The organism is Flavobacterium johnsoniae (genome assembly GCF_001879205.1).
Lineage (GTDB): Bacteria > Bacteroidota > Bacteroidia > Flavobacteriales > Flavobacteriaceae > Flavobacterium > Flavobacterium johnsoniae_A.
Genome location: NZ_MLFK01000006.1, coordinates 284,123 through 301,970 on the forward strand (window position 1 = coordinate 284,123; position 17,848 = coordinate 301,970).

At 33.6% G+C, this 17,848-nt stretch carries 15 protein-coding genes and 1 tRNA gene; 5 read left to right on the plus strand and 11 right to left on the minus strand.

Annotation, left to right across the window (positions count from 1 at the left end; genetic code table 11):
* Window positions 1-67: 67 nt before the first annotated feature.
* Complete coding sequence (locus tag BKM63_RS10515) at window positions 68-1,582, minus strand: hypothetical protein (RefSeq protein ID WP_071636561.1); 1,515 nt, start codon at window positions 1,580-1,582, stop codon at window positions 68-70.
* A gap of 127 nt (window positions 1,583-1,709) precedes the next feature.
* Between BKM63_RS10515 and yiaA the strand changes: the two genes are divergently transcribed.
* Window positions 1,710-2,183, plus strand: coding sequence for an inner membrane protein YiaA (gene yiaA / locus BKM63_RS10520; RefSeq protein ID WP_071636562.1), 474 nt, complete (start codon window positions 1,710-1,712; stop codon window positions 2,181-2,183).
* Window positions 2,184-2,916: 733 nt separating this feature from the next.
* A complete protein-coding gene (locus BKM63_RS10525; protein ID WP_071636563.1) occupies window positions 2,917-3,507 on the plus strand; it encodes a DUF4844 domain-containing protein in 591 nt (196 codons plus the stop codon).
* Between the two features lie 273 nt (window positions 3,508-3,780).
* Here the strand turns inward: BKM63_RS10525 and BKM63_RS10530 are convergent, their stop codons facing one another.
* Window positions 3,781-4,281 carry a GNAT family N-acetyltransferase gene (locus BKM63_RS10530; RefSeq protein WP_071636564.1) on the minus strand — a complete coding sequence of 167 codons (501 nt, stop codon included), beginning with the start codon at window positions 4,279-4,281 and terminating at the stop codon, window positions 3,781-3,783.
* 226 nt (window positions 4,282-4,507) lie between these two features.
* Window positions 4,508-4,580, minus strand: a tRNA-Met gene (locus BKM63_RS10535).
* A gap of 116 nt (window positions 4,581-4,696) precedes the next feature.
* On the opposite strand from BKM63_RS10535, the gene era reads away from it, so the two are divergent.
* The 3 genes from era (at window position 4,697) to BKM63_RS10550 (ending at window position 10,078) form a co-directional block, all read left to right on the plus strand.
* The gene (gene era, locus BKM63_RS10540) at window positions 4,697-5,578 is read left to right on the plus strand and encodes a GTPase Era (RefSeq protein WP_071636565.1); all 882 of its coding nucleotides are present in this window, start codon (window positions 4,697-4,699) and stop codon (window positions 5,576-5,578) included.
* Between the two features lie 285 nt (window positions 5,579-5,863).
* On the plus strand, window positions 5,864-7,171 hold the full coding sequence (der, locus tag BKM63_RS10545; protein ID WP_071636566.1) for a ribosome biogenesis GTPase Der: 1,308 nt from the start codon (window positions 5,864-5,866) through the stop codon (window positions 7,169-7,171).
* 138 nt (window positions 7,172-7,309) lie between these two features.
* Window positions 7,310-10,078 (plus strand): outer membrane beta-barrel protein, encoded by a 2,769-nt coding sequence (locus BKM63_RS10550; protein WP_071636567.1) that lies wholly within the window; start codon window positions 7,310-7,312, stop codon window positions 10,076-10,078.
* An 84-nt stretch (window positions 10,079-10,162) separates the two neighbouring features.
* Here the strand turns inward: BKM63_RS10550 and BKM63_RS10555 are convergent, their stop codons facing one another.
* The 8 genes from BKM63_RS10555 to BKM63_RS10590 form a co-directional block, all read right to left on the minus strand.
* A complete protein-coding gene (locus BKM63_RS10555) occupies window positions 10,163-10,900 on the minus strand; it encodes a DUF2490 domain-containing protein (RefSeq protein WP_071636568.1) in 738 nt (245 codons plus the stop codon).
* Window positions 10,901-11,064: 164 nt separating this feature from the next.
* Window positions 11,065-13,611, minus strand: a complete 2,547-nt coding sequence (locus BKM63_RS10560; RefSeq protein ID WP_071636569.1) for a TonB-dependent receptor — start codon at window positions 13,609-13,611, stop codon at window positions 11,065-11,067.
* 249 nt (window positions 13,612-13,860) lie between these two features.
* Window positions 13,861-14,274: an RrF2 family transcriptional regulator gene (locus BKM63_RS10565; protein ID WP_057117104.1), complete on the minus strand. Its 414-nt coding sequence runs from the start codon at window positions 14,272-14,274 to the stop codon at window positions 13,861-13,863.
* A gap of 71 nt (window positions 14,275-14,345) precedes the next feature.
* Window positions 14,346-15,173, minus strand: coding sequence for a TPM domain-containing protein (locus tag BKM63_RS10570; RefSeq protein ID WP_071636742.1), 828 nt, complete (start codon window positions 15,171-15,173; stop codon window positions 14,346-14,348).
* A gap of 3 nt (window positions 15,174-15,176) precedes the next feature.
* A complete protein-coding gene (locus tag BKM63_RS10575; RefSeq protein ID WP_071636570.1) occupies window positions 15,177-15,614 on the minus strand; it encodes a TPM domain-containing protein in 438 nt (145 codons plus the stop codon).
* 59 nt (window positions 15,615-15,673) lie between these two features.
* On the minus strand, window positions 15,674-16,258 hold the full coding sequence (locus BKM63_RS10580) for a LemA family protein (protein ID WP_071636571.1): 585 nt from the start codon (window positions 16,256-16,258) through the stop codon (window positions 15,674-15,676).
* 34 nt (window positions 16,259-16,292) lie between these two features.
* Window positions 16,293-16,625, minus strand: coding sequence for a MerR family transcriptional regulator (locus BKM63_RS10585; RefSeq protein WP_012023968.1), 333 nt, complete (start codon window positions 16,623-16,625; stop codon window positions 16,293-16,295).
* 46 nt (window positions 16,626-16,671) lie between these two features.
* Entirely contained in the window at window positions 16,672-17,649 is a 978-nt protein-coding gene (locus tag BKM63_RS10590; RefSeq protein ID WP_071636572.1) for a M23 family metallopeptidase, read from the minus strand.
* Window positions 17,650-17,848 lie beyond the last annotated feature (199 nt).

Here is a 17,848-nt window from a genome sequence, read left to right on the forward strand (position 1 = left end):
TTCTGTATAGCTTTTAAAACATAGAAAATCTAACCAGCTAACGGGTAATTTCTGCCAATTTTTGTTTCTAATTTGTATTAGGGAAATACGTTGACAGCAGGTTTAAGGTGGTTTCATAAATTGTTTTTCGTCTAACTTTTGCCAGCAGCCAGGATAAAAAACTCATAATTAAAATGTCTTTAGGGCCATTTTGTGCTGTTATTATAAAATCTTCTACTGTATTTTGAAATTTTTGTGTTTTTATAATTTCGGGTTTCATTGCGTATTGTTCTACAAACAGCAGATATCGAACAACACGTTCTTCATCTACCGTTAAAAGATATTTTTTATAGCGTCGTTTAAAACTTTTTATTCGGGATAAAGCCAGTTCTGTATTTTCTTGTTCTGCGTGCAGAAGGATTTCGACCAGATACTTTTTTATTGTCCAGTCCATGCCCATCTTTTTTTCGTACCAGCTATCAGTATGGTTTAATTTTGCCATTTCCCTTATGGCATTGCGTCCGTCGTCTTGCTGAATATAAAAAACGATAAGAATCAGGCGAAGGTCATTGCTGTCATTAGGATCAGCTTTTTTACTTGAAGAAAGAGATTTTTCAGCAATTTCTATCGCTTTTTGAGGATGCCCAAGATAATTTTCATTAAAAGCTAATAAAATAAAATACCTAAGACAGAAACGCTGATAATATTTGCCAGATTGTTTCTGAATTTCAGTAAACATCAAATTAAGATAACTCAAGGACTCCGTAAACTGACCATTACGAAAGTAGAAATTAGCGATAAAATACAAGATGTAAATATGGTAGTATAAATGCCTGTCTGTCAAATTGTTTTTTTTACTAATGAACCGATAGCTTTTAATAACAAATGATTGAATAAGGGAGTAATTGTTGTTTATAGAGGCATATTCATTGGCAATAAATAAAATTTGATATAGAGATTTAAAGGTTAATCCCTGTTTTAATGAGATTCCATGTGTTTCAATTGTATTTTTTATAAGTGCCTGAAAATCTACTATTCGGCCTTCGTGATAAATAGCCGCAAGTTCTCGACGTAAAACAGCATAACCTAAATTAAGCTGCTGCTCATATTCGAGTTGTTTTTTATTTGCTTTAAATTTTTCGATTAATTTTTCAATTGGTTCTAATAAATTGAAGTGGGCAAATTGTATCTGAGTCAGATAAATTTCATTAAGAAGACTAAAATGCTCGATACTCAGTGCAATATCTTCGGCCTTTGTAAGACATTTAAATGCCGTTTTTATAAGTTTATGTTCAAAAAATAAGCGGCTTACAACAATAAGACGCAGTACATTGTTTTCTTGGGAAGTATCATTTTCAAAACTTCGGTTAGCCATGAAATTAATCATGTTGTCATAAAGCCTTTTTCTCAGAGCATGATAAGCATCGACACTTTTTTTATCTTCTAAAATCTTTTTTTTAAATTTTATATCGTCAGTTTCTAAAGATTGGAATAATTTTATATTACCGGTGTCTTTACGCTTATTCTTTTTTGAAAGATATGATATGAATGCCTTTTTATCGGTATCATTCATCATGTTTGATATTTCCTGAAGTGCATTCATGAGTACAATTTTATGGAGTAAAAATAATAAAATGTAATTTTATGTCATCAGTTTTTTAAATAAATTGATTTTTATAACTCTGGTTTCATGTAGAAATTTGCTTCATAATTATAAAACATAAAAAATTATGGAACCGCTAAAATCAAATGAATTAAACAACAATTCAGAATCAAAAAATGAAAGATTAAATAATGGGCAAAGTCCGTTAAAACCAAGTGCCGCTTTTATAGGCGCATCCTGGATGACGCTGCTTATAGGTATGACCTCTTATTGTATTGGTCTGTATAACTCGGCTATGGCTTACAACGAAAAAGGATATTATTTTACAATTCTCCTTTTTGGTCTTTTCTCTGTAATATCAGTGCAAAAAAGTGTGCGAGACAGGCTGGAAGGTATTCCGGTAACTGATTTATATTACAGTATCAGCTGGTTTAGTACCATTGCCTCTATAGTATTGCTAATAATTGGTCTTTGGAATGCCGATTTATTATTAAGTGAAAAAGGATTTTTCGGAATGTCATTTGTGTTAGGATTATTTTCTGCTCTTGCTGTGCAAAAGAACACCAGAGATCTTAAACAATTTGAATCGACTATTAAGTAGTTTAGCGGGGCCTCATTACTGTCGCATAATTGCGCAGTTTTGAGGTTTTTCTACTATTTTTGATATTAAAAAAAGCTTCAGATTCCTGAAGCTTTTTTCTTTTTTAAAGGTGCTCAAATTGTTAACCGATTTATTTCGTAATAACTTTCTCTGTTTCTCTCCGGTTTATTAAAATCTATATCCTGCGCTCACTCCAATTTTGGAACTTGAGTATGGTCAGTTTTATTGGCATTAAATAATAGTTTGCCCAAGCCGGCATTAACTTCAAAAAGAAAGCCTTTTTTACTGACCCATTTCCATCCTCCGCCTGCACCGGCTTATTTCATACTAATATATCCAACGAATTTAGAGTAATAACAATGACTTTCTTGCGGGATTAAGGAATGATTAACTAAAAGAATTTATTCTCCTGACTTCGTACCGTCACTGTAAATCAAGTTTTTAGTAAATATAAAATAATAAAAAAAGACTCCAAATTTGTCCGAAGCTTCATTTTAGTGGCGGAAAGCATTTAAGTATCTAATGAGATAATAATTTGTAGTGAAAGAAAAATATTTGAGAGTAAATAATGTTTATATATATTTACCTAAATTCGGATGGCTGTGTGGTTTTGTTACACATGTAGTTAAATTAATATTTACCTTAAATAAAAAATCGTGAATAATAAGATTTCGGCATTGCAAAAATTAAAAACTAAGAAAAATTCTCTGCCAAAGAATGGAAAAGTCGTGGATTGAATCCTTCAGAAAAAAGTCTATGTATTGAGCTTGAAAATTCTTTTAATGATCTGCTGACAAATTTAATTTCTGCCAATAGTACAAAGAAATCGGATAAAGAAATTGAAAAAATATTTGAACGCTATTTCAAGGAAATTAAATCTGAAGAATTAGATACAGAAGAAATGGAATTTGTTGCAGATTATTTTGATGAAATTGGGAAAATTTTAAACATTCAGAGTATTAATAAAAAATTAAACCTTTGGACTTATGGAATTGAAGATTATGATCATGAAGAAGCAGTAAAGAAAGCTTCGGAAAAAATATTAGCAGAAGAAAGGAAAAGATATGAAATTCTTTTCATAGAATGTCAAAAATGCAAAACGCAACTGGAGACTTTTATATTGGAACGAGATAATGACATTCCGAGTTTTGAGTTTGATATAATTAAATGTGTAAAATGTTCTGAGCTGAATATTTTTGATAAAGGTTGTGGAATAAAAAGATACAGATTTCTAAATTATGAGCTAATAGAAGAGCTGCCAAAAGATCAATATGATTTACCAAAAGCTTTACAAAGATTAGAACAATTAAAAGCTCAAAAATAAAGCTTCCGCTTGTAAAAGCAGTGAGATGTTGACAAAAGGGGTAAAACGAACAAAAAAACACTGCTCTCGGCAGAGTTTTATTGAAAAGTTGTGCGAATTTCTCCCGACTTTGCACCGGCTATCGGAATCAGATTATTTTGTAAATCTAAAACAAACGAAACAGCTTCAGAGAAATCTGAAGCTTTAATTAGGAGCGGGAACAGCACAATTTTAGAATTATATATAATTTAAATTTAGATCCTATAAATTGCTTCTATTAATGTCTTATTGCAATTATGATCTTTCTATCTTAAAATAGGCTAATTCTTCTTCATCTCTTACTAAATTATTTAATCGTTCAAATCCGGCTTTTTGCAGTACATTTTGTGATCCAGTGTTATCGAGATCGGTTATGGCTACAACTTCTTTTGTATTTGTATTTACAAAACTATATTGCGTTATGGCCTTACATACTTCTGTAGCAATACCTTTTCCCCAATATTCCCTGCTAAGTACATACCCAATCTCTATTTGGTTTATGTTATGTGCAAAAATACGAGCAACACACATTCCTATAAAATTGTTGTTTGTACTGTCAAATATTGCCCACCGACTAAGGTTTTTCTTTTTGTAATTTTCAAGTAATTCGTTAAACATTTCCAAACATCTTTCTGGTGAAGTATCAGGAAGATATCGCGTTACTTGATTATCTTTAAAAAGATCTAAAAATGTTTGTTGCTCTTGAGGTAAAAATTCGCGAATAATTATTCTCGGGCTTTGATAAAGGGTAGACATTGATTATAGTATGATAAATAGTTTAAAAGTTGTCTTCTAAAATTAATAGCAGCATTTTTCTTTTGTAAATACATTCAAATTTACAGAAATAAATAAAGAAAACTTCCCGCTTTCCAAATGTTTAATTTGTTTCGGAAAAGTTGAGATTTAAATCCCTTTCGCGAAACACAAAGTGGAGGTAGTATAAAATAAAAAAGCTCCAGATTTCTCTGAAGCTTTGTCTTAGTAGCGGGAACAGGACTCGAACCTGTGACCTTCGGGTTATGAGCCCGACGAGCTGCCTACTGCTCTATCCCGCGATGTTTCGGGTGCAAAGATACGTCGTTTTTTGAGAAATCCAACGAAAACTTTAAAAAATGTTTTATTTTCTGTATTGAGTTGATATGACTACCTTTGCACCTTAAATATTACGCAAATGTCACATAAAGCAGGTTTTGTAAACATAATCGGGAATCCAAATGTTGGAAAATCGACACTAATGAACGCCTTTGTTGGAGAAAGATTATCTATCATCACATCAAAAGCACAAACAACACGTCATCGTATTCTTGGAATCGTAAATGGCGAAGATTTTCAACTCGTACTTTCAGATACTCCCGGAATTATAAAACCGGCCTATGAAATGCAGGAGTCGATGATGAACTTCGTAAAATCGGCTTTTGAAGATGCTGATATTCTTATTTACATGGTCGAAATAGGAGAGCAGGATTTAAAAGACGAAGCTTTCTTTAATAAAATTGTATATGCTAAAATTCCGGTTTTATTATTGTTGAACAAAATCGACAATTCAAATCAGGAACAATTAGAAGAACAAGTGGCTTTTTGGAAAGAAAAAGTGCCAAACGCAGAAATTTTTCCAATATCGGCATTGCAAAACTTTAATGTGCCTGAAGTTTTTGGACGTATTATCGAATTACTGCCAGAATCTCCGGCCTATTATCCTAAAGATCAATTAACAGATAAACCCGAACGCTTTTTTGTAAATGAAACCATTCGCGAAAAAATCCTATTGAATTATGCAAAAGAGATTCCGTATGCGGTTGAAATCGTAACAGAAGAATTTTTTGAGGATGAAAAAATTATCAGAATCCGTTCTGTAATTATGGTGGAGCGCGATACGCAAAAAGGAATTATCATTGGACATAAAGGTGCCGCTTTAAAGAAAGTAGGAATGGATGCTCGTGTTGATCTTGAGAAATTCTTTGGGAAACAAATACACATTGAACTGTATGTAAAAGTGAACAAAAACTGGAGAAGTAACGCTAATATGTTGAAACGATTTGGTTATAATCAGTAATCAAGGAGTATTCAGTAGCAGTTTTCAGTCTCAGTCTTCAAACTTTGACTGAGACTGAGAGCTAAAATATAGAAGGAAACAGCTCCTGAGAAAGAGTAGTCAGTTTTCAGTTTAGAGTCATGGTTTTATAACTTTTTTTACTGAATACTTAAAACTAATAACTGCAAACTAAAAAAGACTACCTTTGCAAAAAATTTAAATAAGGCATTTTTGGTTTATAATTTATTGTGATTTAGTCAAAAACGAAATCTGAAATTTTAAATCTGAAATCTAAAATTCAAAAAAATGAATAACATTGTTGCGATAGTAGGAAGACCTAATGTAGGGAAATCGACCCTTTTTAATAGGCTGATACAAAGAAGAGAAGCTATTGTAGATTCAGTATCTGGGGTTACCCGTGATAGAAACTATGGTAAAAGCGAGTGGAACGGAAAAGAGTTTTCTGTCATTGATACGGGTGGATACGTTCGTGGTTCTGATGACGTTTTTGAAGGTGAAATCCGTAAACAGGTAGAACTTGCTATCGACGAAGCCGATGTTATTATTTTTGTTGTAGACGTAGAAGAAGGTATTACACCAATGGATGAAACGGTTGCAAAACTGCTTCGTAAAGTTACTAAACCAGTTTTATTGGCTGTAAATAAAGTAGATAACGCAATGCGCGAAAAAGATGCGATTGAGTTTTATAATCTTGGTTTAGGAGATTATTTTACTTTCGCAAGTATTTCAGGAAGCGGAACTGGAGATTTATTAGATGCTTTAATTGATGCTTTTCCTGAAAAAGAACCAGTTGAGGTTACAGAAGAATTACCTCGTTTTGCAGTTGTAGGGCGTCCAAATGCTGGGAAATCCAGTTTTATCAATGCATTAATTGGTCAGGATCGCTATATTGTAACTGATATTGCAGGAACTACACGTGATGCAATTGATACAAAATTTGACCGTTTTGGATTTGAATTTAACTTGGTTGATACTGCCGGAATTCGTCGTAAGGCAAAAGTTAAGGAAGATTTAGAGTTTTATTCTGTAATGCGTTCTGTAAGAGCAATTGAGCATGCAGATGTTTGTATATTAGTAATTGATGCGACTCGTGGTTTTGAAGGTCAGGATCAAAGTATTTTCTGGCTTGCCGAGAAAAACCGTAAAGGTGTAGTAATCCTGGTAAACAAATGGGATTTGGTTGAAAAAGATACCATGTCAAGCCGTGATTACGAAGAAAAAATTAAAAAAGAATTAATGCCTTTTACAGATGTGCCAATTTTGTTTGTTTCGGCTTTAACGAAACAGCGTTTGTTAAAAGCTTTAGAAGCTACAGTTCAGGTTTTCGAAAACAGAAAACAAAGAATTGCAACTTCAAAATTCAACGAATACATGTTGAAAGTAATTGAAGCTTATCCGCCGCCAGCAACAAAAGGGAAATATGTAAAAATTAAATATTGTATGCAATTACCAACTCAAACACCTCAGTTTGTGTTTTTTGCCAATATGCCGCAATATGTAAAAGAACCATACAAAAGGTATCTGGAAAATAAAATTCGCGATAATTGGGATTTCGCAGGAGTTCCAATCGATATTTATATCAGAGAGAAATAAGATAAGAAAGTCCCCAAAATACGGGGACTTTTTTTTATCTTTTTTTTTAATGGCACACTATTTGAATAAACGTTGAATCTACAATTAAACCTTTTTACTTTTTTGTAGTCTAACCAGTCTAACTAACCAATTTTTTTTATGACCAAGATTTATTCGTTTTTATCATTATGCTTTCTTTTTGTCTTAACAGCCAGTGCGCAAAATGACATCACTCTAAGAGGAACTGTTCTCGATGTTAATACACAATTGCCTATGGAGATGGCAACTGTTTATTTTACTACTATAAAAGATTCTACCGTTATTGAATATGCCACCACAGATAAAAATGGGGCTTTTAGAATGGATATCAAAAAATATGACAAACCTGTTTTCTTAAAGGTAAGTTATATGGGATATCAAACTTATTTCGAAGAATATAAAGGACTTACAGAAAGTAAGGATTTTGGAAAGCTTTACATGATAGAAAATGTAAATGCGCTGAACGATGTTGTTATTAAAACGGAAGCGGCGCCAATTACCATTAAAAAAGATACTTTAGAATTTAATGCGGCTTCTTATAAAGTCCGCCCGGATTCTAACGTCGAAACTTTACTAAAGCAGCTCCCGGGATTTGATGTTGATAACGACGGGAAGATTACCGTAAATGGGAGGGAAGTTAATCAGGTTTTGGTAAACGGAAAAACTTTTTTTGATAAAGACGGCGCGATTGCGATTAAAAATTTACCCGCAGATATTATAAAGAAAATTCAGGTTTCTGATTTTAAAACCAAAAAAGAAGAACTATCCAAACAGGAATCGACTTCAGATTTTTCAAGTATCAATATTACTATCGACGAAAAGAAAAACAAAGGTTATTTTGGAAAAATAATGGGCGGTTATGGTACAGATGATCGCTATGAAGCTAATGTCAACCTGAATTATTTTAATAATAAGCAAAAAATAAGTTTGCTGGCTTCTTCTAACAACATCAATTCTACCGGATTTTCGATGGATGACGTTTTTGATAATATGGGAGGAGGAAGAAATAGCAGCGGCAGAGGCGGAAGCGGCAATTCAGGTTCTGGCGGAAGCGGAAAAGGAATTACGCAGTCTAATTTAGTGGGACTTAATTATTCTGATGACTGGACTGAAAAATTATTGGCTATGGGGAGTTATAATTTTTCGAATACAGTCAATAAAAATGATAGTAAGTCAAATGAAGTTGTTTTTCAGCCAACGGGAAATAACATAACACAAAGTGAATCTAAAACCAGAAACGAAAACACAGGTAATAATGCAAATTTTGAACTGGAGTATAAGTTAGATCCTAAAACACGAATTGTAATTGCTCCGAAAGTAAGCCAATCACACACAAATGGTATTTCATCATCTTCCAGTTCTACTGAAGATGAAAACGGTAATGAACTGAATAAAAGTGATGGAAGCTCAATTTCAGAGGGTACAAACACAAATTTTGCAAACACGATAAACTTTAATAAAGCTTTTGATAGAAAAGCCCGTAATTTAAGTTTTGTTTTTACGAACAATAACACAGACAGTGATTCTAATGCTTTGAATATTTCTGAGACAATTTATTACGTAGGCTCTACTCCAAATGATTTAAGGAATCAGAATACAAAAAAGAGAGCAATTAGTGATGCTTACTCTGCGGATATAGAATATACAGAACCAATAACCGATTCGTTAAGAATTAGAATTGGTGCCGATTTAGACTGGAGAAGTACTAGCAACGATCAAAAAACGTATAATTTCAATGATGATACTCAAGAATATACGGATTATGATTCAAAATTTAGTAATTATACAAGTTCAATTCAAAATTCGGTTACGCCAAAAGTTGGAATTACTTTGCAAAAAAACAAGTTTACTGTAAATCTGGACAGCCGAACTTCAATTGTAAATTTTGAAAATTACTCACTATATCAAAATGCAGCGACAGATTTGAGTAAAAAATATGCGTTGCCTTTTGCAACTGCTTTATTGCGATACAAATTTAATCGTTCAAAAAACTTATCATTCAAATATGATTATTCAAATGCATTACCATCAGCCAATCAGTTAATGCCGATTGTAAATTTGAATAATCCTTTAAATACAATTATTGGAAATCCTGATTTAAAACCAGTTGAAAAAAACAGTGTCAATTTCCAGTTTAGAAATTATGATTTTAGATCTCGCTCGGGTTATAGTTTTAATTTAAAAGGAGATTATTATAATAATGATATTGTTTCTATTTCCAGCTTTAATGAAAACGGACAGAAAGAAACGACCTATACAAATATTTCAGGAGTTTATAATCTTTCTTTAGGAGCAAACTGGAATCAGCAGATTAAAAAAGATGCACATACAATTCGATATGGTGTAGGGTTAAGCGGAAACTATTCTTTTGATAAAGGATATACCAATGATATTTTATATAATTCAAAATCTGTCGGAATTACTCCAAAAGTATATATGTCTTATGATTATGGAGAAATATTAACAATTGCGCCATCATATAATTTATCATACAACCAGTCTAAATATGAAAATTATTTGCTAGGACAGACTTCAAATGTGGTACACAGAATTAATTTGCAAACAACATCATACTGGCCGGAGAATTTAATTTTCGGAAATGATTTTGGTTATACTTATAATTCCAATATCTCAGGAGATTTCAAAAAAGATTTCTATTTATGGAACACCAGTTTGTCTTACGGATTTTTAAATAAAACACTTTATGCAAAAGTAAAAGTGTATGATGTTTTAAATCAAAATTTAAGCGCAACAAGAACAATATCTGCAACCGCAATTCGCGATGAAGAAAATACCGTTTTAAGACGCTATGTGATGTTTTCTTTAGCTTATAAAATAGGAAACTTTACAGGATCTGAAAAAGGAGGGAAGAGAAGACAAAGAGATTAGTTCTCTTTTAAGGCTCAAAGGAGCAGAGGTTCAAAGGGATAAAGAAAAAGGCTGATCAAAATTTTAATTTGATCAGCCTTTTTTCTAAAACTTACGATCAATCTTATGATAAAAAGTGAAGCGAATGATATCACGATCATAAAAATCCAGTCCGCTGGCACGTCTTTGAAAACTTTTTAAGTATCCTAATTCCAGACCAATATTTGGATTTATATGATAGCGCAGCGCAGCATAGAGACGATTTTGATCAAAAGTATTTCGTTTGTTATCTTTTCCGAAGTTGAACATAATTTCATCAGAAATTGTTCCTTTTAGACTTTGTTTTTCTTTTTTCCAAATGTCAAAAGTGGATTGTAATCTATAACGGAATCGTAATGCAAATGTGAAACTATCCAGCAATTCAGTTTTTGTAGCTTTTTGCATAAAACGTTCTTCGAGCTGAAATCTGTTGTGAAAAGTGATTTTGGCAATGTCGTTGATTAAAGTAATATCTTGCTGAATGCGATATTCCGGAATAGAAAAATCAGGATCAATCTTTGGGTCTTGCGTGTTTACATTAAAATAGGCGAAACCACCGCCTAAATCAACCATTTTTGAGGTTCGGTATCTGCCTTGAAGTCTTACCACAAATAAATTCTGATGGATTGGGTTTAGAAAACTTCGGTTGTCAAATTCAGAATGAACGGCCCATTTTTCAGTTAAAGGAAAAATATTATAATAACGAACCCAGGTCAGTGTCTGCTGATCTGTTCTCGTGGGGCTTTGTGCCAGTAAAAAAGGACTTATAAAGCCTAAAACAAATACTAATTTAGTAATCTTCATTCAACCGATAAATTCAGGCTGCGAATATATATAAACCAGAATCGATTTACAGCAGAATAAAATGGGGTTTAGATAGTAATTTGTGATTTTAGATTTGAGACATAAAAAAACGAGATGCATTTAAAATGCATCCCGTTAATTAGTTTCTAACTTTAATTTAAAATTTACAAGTTATATTTTAATGTAACTCCGTAAGTTCTTTGATCTCCAAGAACACCAGCATATTGTCCAGCGTTACCTCCTGCCGGTAATAATTGCTCATAGTAATCTTTGTTCAAAAGGTTACGTCCCCAAAAGTGAACTGATAAACCTTGTGAAGCACGGAATCCTAAACGAGCATTAAAAATAGCATATCCCGGTACAACTAAATATTTTGAAGCTGAAGGGCTTGAAGAAAATTCAGAACGAGCGTAAGAGTCAATAGCTAAGAAAACTTTTCCAGCGTTTCCAAAGAACCTTGCATTGTCTGAAAGTTCACCGCCTAAAGATCCTGCCCATCTTGAAGCACCAGGAAGGTTAGTTCCGGAAACATCTTTAAATGATACCGGAGCCCCAGTTTCTTCTAACGGAAGCGGTGCATTTGTAAATTTTACATACGTACCATCTGTATAAGTTGCCGCTCCATTTATTGTTAAGTGAGAACTAATCACAAAGCTTGCGTCTAATTCTACACCTTGTACACGTACTTTATCTGCGTTTGCAAGATAACCGCGGTTTACACCCAATTCAGCAGCCTGAACGTTAGTCTGGAAATCTTTAATGTCTGTTTTAAAGAAAGCTAAATTGAAAATTGAATTTCTGAAAGGAGAAGTTTTTACTCCAATTTCATAATGATTTACTTTTTCTGGTTTAATAACCGCAAGATCTAATAATGGAGCACCTTTTGAATCTGTTGGAAGCCCCGCAACGTTTACACCAACTGGTTTGTAACTTTTAGCATAAGTTGCATAAGCATTGATTTTATCGTTTGCTTTAAAAGTAAGCGTTAAGTTTCCGGAAAAGTCAGTATTGTCAGTGCTTGAATCAAAAGATTGATCTGAATAAACTAATTTTTTCAAAGCTATTAATGCAGGGTCGCTGGTTTGTAAACCTCCGTAAGTTGTACGGGCATAATGCGCGTCTTTTTTGTCAAAATTATATCTTAAACCTGGTAAAATATGAAGACGATCTGTAATTGACCAATCGATTTGAGCAAAAACGGCAGCACTTGACGATCTGATTCTTGCATCGGTTTTAATTCCGTATCCTTCAAAAAGACCTGGAGTTTTCCATAATGGGCTTGTTGTACTTTGAGAAAATCTCCATTGTGCATTTCCAGATTCTTCTGTACCATCCGTTTGCGATGTTTGATCGATAAAGAATACTCCCGCAACTCCGCTAATTCTAGAAGTTAGTTGTCCTGCATAACGAACCTCTTGAGTAATTTGTGTTTGTCTTGTTGGATTTTGAGATTTAGCTAATACCTGCAATCCTGTAAAATCCCTGTCATTTGATGGATCCCAGTTCCAGAAACGCCAAGCAGTTGTTGAAGTTAAAGTTCCACCTCCAATTTTGGTGTCCACATTTAGTGAAAAACCTCCCATGTCTTGATTAGAACGCCATGGGGTATCTTGATCAATTCTACGATCAAAAGCATTTTGGCTTGGTAACTGATAATTTAAATCTTTAATAATAGCATCAAACTGGCGGTAAGCAGCTCTTTGAGTAGGAGCAACACCAGCTACAACTTGTGCATATCCGTCAGGGCGCTGTGTTGTAATATCTGCAGCAAAAATAACATTAGTATTTACAGTTGGTGTCCAAAGTAACTGACCTCTAATTCCTTGATTGTTTAAAGTATTTGTAGGCCTTCCTGTTGCAACATTATCAACTAAACCATCACGTGACGTACCTGAGAAAGATAATCTACCTGCAACTTTTTTACCTAACGCACCGGTAACCGAAGCTTTAGCCTGTAGAAAAGAATAATTTCCGTAGCTAACTTCAAAATCAGCACCCGAAGTAAAACTTGGTTTGCGTGTTGTAATATTAAAGGCACCAGAAGTTGTGTTTTTTCCGAATAATGAACCTTGCGGTCCACGTAAAACCTCAATTTGCTCTACGTCGATAAAATCAAGAGTTGTCGCAGCCGGACGTGCATAGTAAACACCATCTACATAAAACCCAACTCCCGGATCGATACCATCATTTGTTAATCCGAATGGAGAACCTAAGCTTCTAATGTTGATTCCGGTATTTCTTGGGTTAGAAGAATAAAGCTGTACCGAAGGAACTAATTCCTTAATACGGTTTACGTTAAAAGCTCCTGTTTGTTCTGCTTGTTTTCCTGTAATAACAGAAATAGCAATTGGCACATCCTGAACTTTTTCGATTCTGCGTCGAGAAGAAACGACAACTTCAATAAGCTCGTTTTCCTCTTTAAGCGCAATCTGAATAGGGTTTGCCGGGACTGAAGTAACTTCTATTTCGGTAGTTGTATAACCTACATATTGAACTAAAAGTGTAAAAGGAAGTCTTCCTTTTGAATCGATAATGAATTTACCGCTGTTATCTGTAATAGTGCTTGTAGTAGTTCCTTTAATTACCACGTTTACGGCCTCTAAAGGAATGTTTTCGCTTGTTGTAACTACACCTTCAATATTTTGTGCAAATGAGATAGAGAAAGTTAAAAAGAATAATATTGTAAAGATATTTTGTATAGATGTTTTCATTTTATATTAAGTATATGTGATTAGTAGAATTTAAAAGAAATTTTTTTTAAATCAACATATACACATAAAAAATGAATTGCTTTTTGCACCTGCAGAAATTTTGGTTGGATTGTTTTGCAAAAGTTTTGTTACACCTGATGGACTAAAATGTACTTTCATGAGTTAAAATTTTGTAAATGGTTTGTTAATTATTTTCTGCAAATATAAATATTAATTCTATCGATTTACTAGGAATTAGAAAATATTTTTTTATTTATTTACTAATGAAGCGATTGTGATGCCTTCCATTGCCTTTAAAGTTTTGTCTCTAATAAGCATTAAACCGTGACGCAGACTGCATTCAGACTCGGTTTTGCAATCAGAGCAAGGCTCGTAAAAATTTAAAGAAGCGCATGGCAAAAGAGCAATTGCACCGTCAAATAATCGGTGAATTTCTGCCAAAGTGATGTCATTTTTTGATTTTATCAGATAATATCCACCAAATTTTCCCTGTTTACTGCTCACAAAACGTCCTCGTTTTAGGTCTAATAAAATTTGTTCCAGGAACTTTTTAGGAATGTTAGCGCCATCAGCTATTTCTACAGTTCTAGAAATGTGATTTTCGTCTTGTTCAGCTAAATAAAGTAAGGCCTTAAGGGCGTATTTTGCTTTATGTGATAACATCTATATTAAATTGTAAATTGTAAAAATAAGATTTTTTAAACATGAAACCTAAAACTTGAAACAATATCAGTTTACCAGCTTCCGCTTGAGCCTCCTCCAGAGAATCCGCCTCCGCCAAATCCACCGCCGAAGCCGCCGCCTCCGCCAAAACCGCCGCCAGATGATCCTCCGCCAAAGCCTCCAAAACCACCGCCGCTTCTTCCAAGATTACTCAGAATAATAACGTCAAGCAGGCTAGGGCCTCCACCGCCATTGTTGCCAGAATTTCCTCCTCCTCTTTTACCGCGGGAAAGTAAAATTAATACAATTACAACAATAACAATAATTGGTAATATTGGAAAATCTTTACCTTTAGTTTGTTTGCGTTCTGCTTTGTATTTGCCGGTAAAAACATCAAAAAGAGCATCTGCACCTTTATCTAGTCCGCGATAATAACTTCCGGCTTTAAATTCGGGAATAATAATATTTCGAATAATGGTTCCGCCAATTCCTGCAGTCAATCTGTCTTCTAAGCCATAACCGGGATTAATAGCGATTTTCTTTTCGGCTTTAGCCAATAAAATAATAACACCATTATCTTCTTTTGCTTGTCCCAGTCCCCAGGTTTGAGCCCATTTTGTGGCTAACTGGCTTACGTCTTCATCTTTTAAACTTTCGATTGTAATGACTACAATTTGAGTTGAAGTGGAATCAGAATAACGAATTAATTTTTCTTCTAATTGCGTTTTCTCTGAAGCACTTAAAACATTGGCATAATCGTAAACAGAAGTTTGAAAACTTGGTTTTTTCGGAATTTCGAATTGAGCAAAAATGGTATTGCAGCTAAAAAGTGCGATAAACAAAAGGGTAAACTGAAAAATTCTAGTGGAATTTGAGATTTTATTTTTGGAATTTTTCATCATTTATCCTTTTGAGATTTCGTTAGATAATTCGTTTGTGTCGTCTTCTAATGAGGGAAAATATTTTTTGAGCTGTTCGCCGGCATTTAAAATACCATCGACAATGCCTTGTTTGAAGTTTCCGGATTTAAAGTGATTGCTCATAATATCCTTGGTACAATGCCAAAAATCAGCAGCAACTACATCATTAATTCCTTTATCTCCGCAAATTACAAAGTTTTTATCATCAACTGCAAAGTAGAGTAGTACACCATTCTGTAATCTGGTTTCATCCATTCTTAATTCATGAAAAACTTCTAAAGCCCGGTCATAATGAGCTTTAGAAGTTGTTTTTTCTATATGTACTCTAATTTCGCCAGAAGTATTTTTTTCGGCCACACGAATAGCTTCAACAATTTCTTGTTCTTCTTCTTTGGTTAAAAAATCTTCTACTTTTGACATGAAACTGATTTTAGAGTTAAGATTATAGATTTTTAATTTTGATTATTGCCTTAAACTTTTTAGAATTTTACTTCAACTGGTTTTTCTGCACCTGCAACAGCTTCAAAATATGGTTTTTCTTTGTAGTTACTCAAGAACCAGTTGTTAGGAATAGCTAAAACGTAACCATTGTAATCTTGTACAGATTCATTAAAACGGGTTCTTGCTGTTAAAATCTGGTTTTCAGTGCTTGCTAATTCATCTTGTAACTTCAGGAAATTCTCGTTAGCTTTTAATGTTGGATATTGTTCAACAGAAACCAATAATCTCGAAAGAGATGAAGATACACCACTTTGAGCCTGGTTATATTGTGCTAATTGTTCAGGAGTTACATTACTTGGATCAATTGTTACAGATGTTGCTTTTGCACGCGCTTCTATAACTGCAGTTAAAGTTCCTTTTTCAAAATCGGCAGCACCTTTTACTGTATTTACCAGGTTTCCTATAAGGTCATTTCTTCTTTGATAAGTAGTACTTACATTTCCCCACTCTTTATTAACAGCTTGACTTTTTTGTAAAGCAGTATTTTTAATTCCAATCGACCAAAATGCGATAATAGCAATCAGTACTACAATAATTCCTACAGGGATTAACCACTTTTTCATATTTGTTTTGATTTAAGTTTATTTCTATTTTTAATTACAATTCGTTTTTGATGTCGTTTAATTGCGTTTTAATGGACTCTAATTTACGTATTATTTCGAATTTATCTAATGTTTTCTTTTGTCCCTCTTTTAAATGTGTTTTTGCCCCTTCAAGCGTAAAACCTCTTTCTTTTACTAAATGATAAATCAATTGCAGGTTTGTAATGTCTTCCGGAGTAAACATTCTGTTGCCTTTGGCGTTCTTTTTTGGTTTCAGAATATCAAATTCGCTGTCCCAAAATCGTATCAATGATGCATTGACATTAAAAGCTTTGGCAACTTCGCCAATACTGTAATATCTTTTATCTTTTGAAAGCTCAATGTGCATGTTTTTTTATTTCTAATTTATTTCAAAAATAATACTTTTTGTAGTATTAATCTAATGACTGATTTTCCTGGTTTGCCATTTGCGAAATTGCAACATATTCTGCGGCTGAAATATTCCCGTAATAGAAATTCAGCGGATTCACAACTTTTCCGTCTTTGTGTACTTCATAATGACAATGCGGTCCTTCAGATCTTCCTGTGCTTCCTACATAACCAATCACATCGCCGCGTTTGACATGTTGTCCTGGTCTGCAGTTGTATTTGCTTAGATGCGCATATAAACTTTCATATCCAAAACCGTGCCTGATCACAACATGGTTCCCAAAGCCTGACGCAGTGTTGTCAGCCCTTGCCACAACGCCGTCACCAGTGGCATATACAGGCGCTCCTGTATTGGCAGTAAAATCCATTCCGTTGTGCATTTTTCGCACTTTCGTGAAAGGATCGATTCTGTATCCAAAACCAGATGCAACGCGTTTTAAATTTTCATTCTGAACAGGCTGAATTGCCGGAATTGCCAATAACAAACTTTCTTTTGCGCCGGCCAGTTTCAATATTTCGTCTAAGGATCTGGATTGGATGGCTAATTCTTTTGAGAGTTTATCAACTCTTTTAGTAGTATTTAAAACCAGCTGCGAATTGTTGTAACCCTCTAAAACCTTATATCTTTCAGAATTTCTAAAGCCAGCTTTCCTGATCGAATCCGGAATTTCTGCTTTATTAAAATAAACCCGGTAAATGTTATTATCTCGTTCCTCTAAGGCATCTGCAGCAGCGTCAATTTCATCCAGTTTTTTATTCAAAATAGAATATTGCAACTTTAAATTTTCAATTTCACGGGCTTGTAAACGATCTTTAGGCGTTTCAAAATAAGGAGTATTTATTAAAAGTACAAAAACTAAAAAACCAAACAGCGCCGAAGCCACTAAAAACAGTAATGCGTAACCAATTTTGATTCTTTTTCTGGTTTTTATTTTCGTATAAGCCAGATTTTCTGAGTCGTAATAATATTTTACTTTCGCCATATTTTAAAATACCCTATTTTTGCAGCTTGTAAAATTAGTTAGTCGAACAAAATTACTAAATGTTTCAGTTGTTCGGGGCTTTTTTTCAAGAATAAAAATAATTAGATAATTGAGTCAATTAGACAATTAGATAATGCGCAAAATAGGAAATTTATTGTTGTAAATAATAAGTTTTTCATTTTCAATTTTAAAATAACGC

Excerpts from the sequence above, each read along its gene's own strand:
- BKM63_RS10550 (WP_071636567.1), top strand. The coding sequence starts at position 7,310 with ATGACCAAGATTTATTCGTTTTTATCATTATGCTTTCTTTTTGTCTTA.
- BKM63_RS10530 (WP_071636564.1), bottom strand. The coding sequence starts at position 4,281 with ATGTCTACCCTTTATCAAAGCCCGAGAATAATTATTCGCGAATTTTTA.
- BKM63_RS10515 (WP_071636561.1), bottom strand. The coding sequence starts at position 1,582 with ATGAATGCACTTCAGGAAATATCAAACATGATGAATGATACCGATAAA.
- era (WP_071636565.1), top strand. The coding sequence starts at position 4,697 with ATGTCACATAAAGCAGGTTTTGTAAACATAATCGGGAATCCAAATGTT.
- der (WP_071636566.1), top strand. The coding sequence starts at position 5,864 with ATGAATAACATTGTTGCGATAGTAGGAAGACCTAATGTAGGGAAATCG.
- BKM63_RS10570 (WP_071636742.1), bottom strand. The coding sequence starts at position 15,173 with ATGAAAAATTCCAAAAATAAAATCTCAAATTCCACTAGAATTTTTCAG.
- BKM63_RS10580 (WP_071636571.1), bottom strand. The coding sequence starts at position 16,258 with ATGAAAAAGTGGTTAATCCCTGTAGGAATTATTGTAGTACTGATTGCT.
- BKM63_RS10590 (WP_071636572.1), bottom strand. The coding sequence starts at position 17,649 with ATGGCGAAAGTAAAATATTATTACGACTCAGAAAATCTGGCTTATACG.
- yiaA (WP_071636562.1), top strand. The coding sequence starts at position 1,710 with ATGGAACCGCTAAAATCAAATGAATTAAACAACAATTCAGAATCAAAA.
- BKM63_RS10560 (WP_071636569.1), bottom strand. The coding sequence starts at position 13,611 with ATGAAAACATCTATACAAAATATCTTTACAATATTATTCTTTTTAACT.
- BKM63_RS10565 (WP_057117104.1), bottom strand. The coding sequence starts at position 14,274 with ATGTTATCACATAAAGCAAAATACGCCCTTAAGGCCTTACTTTATTTA.
- BKM63_RS10585 (WP_012023968.1), bottom strand. The coding sequence starts at position 16,625 with ATGCACATTGAGCTTTCAAAAGATAAAAGATATTACAGTATTGGCGAA.
- BKM63_RS10575 (WP_071636570.1), bottom strand. The coding sequence starts at position 15,614 with ATGTCAAAAGTAGAAGATTTTTTAACCAAAGAAGAAGAACAAGAAATT.
- BKM63_RS10555 (WP_071636568.1), bottom strand. The coding sequence starts at position 10,900 with ATGAAGATTACTAAATTAGTATTTGTTTTAGGCTTTATAAGTCCTTTT.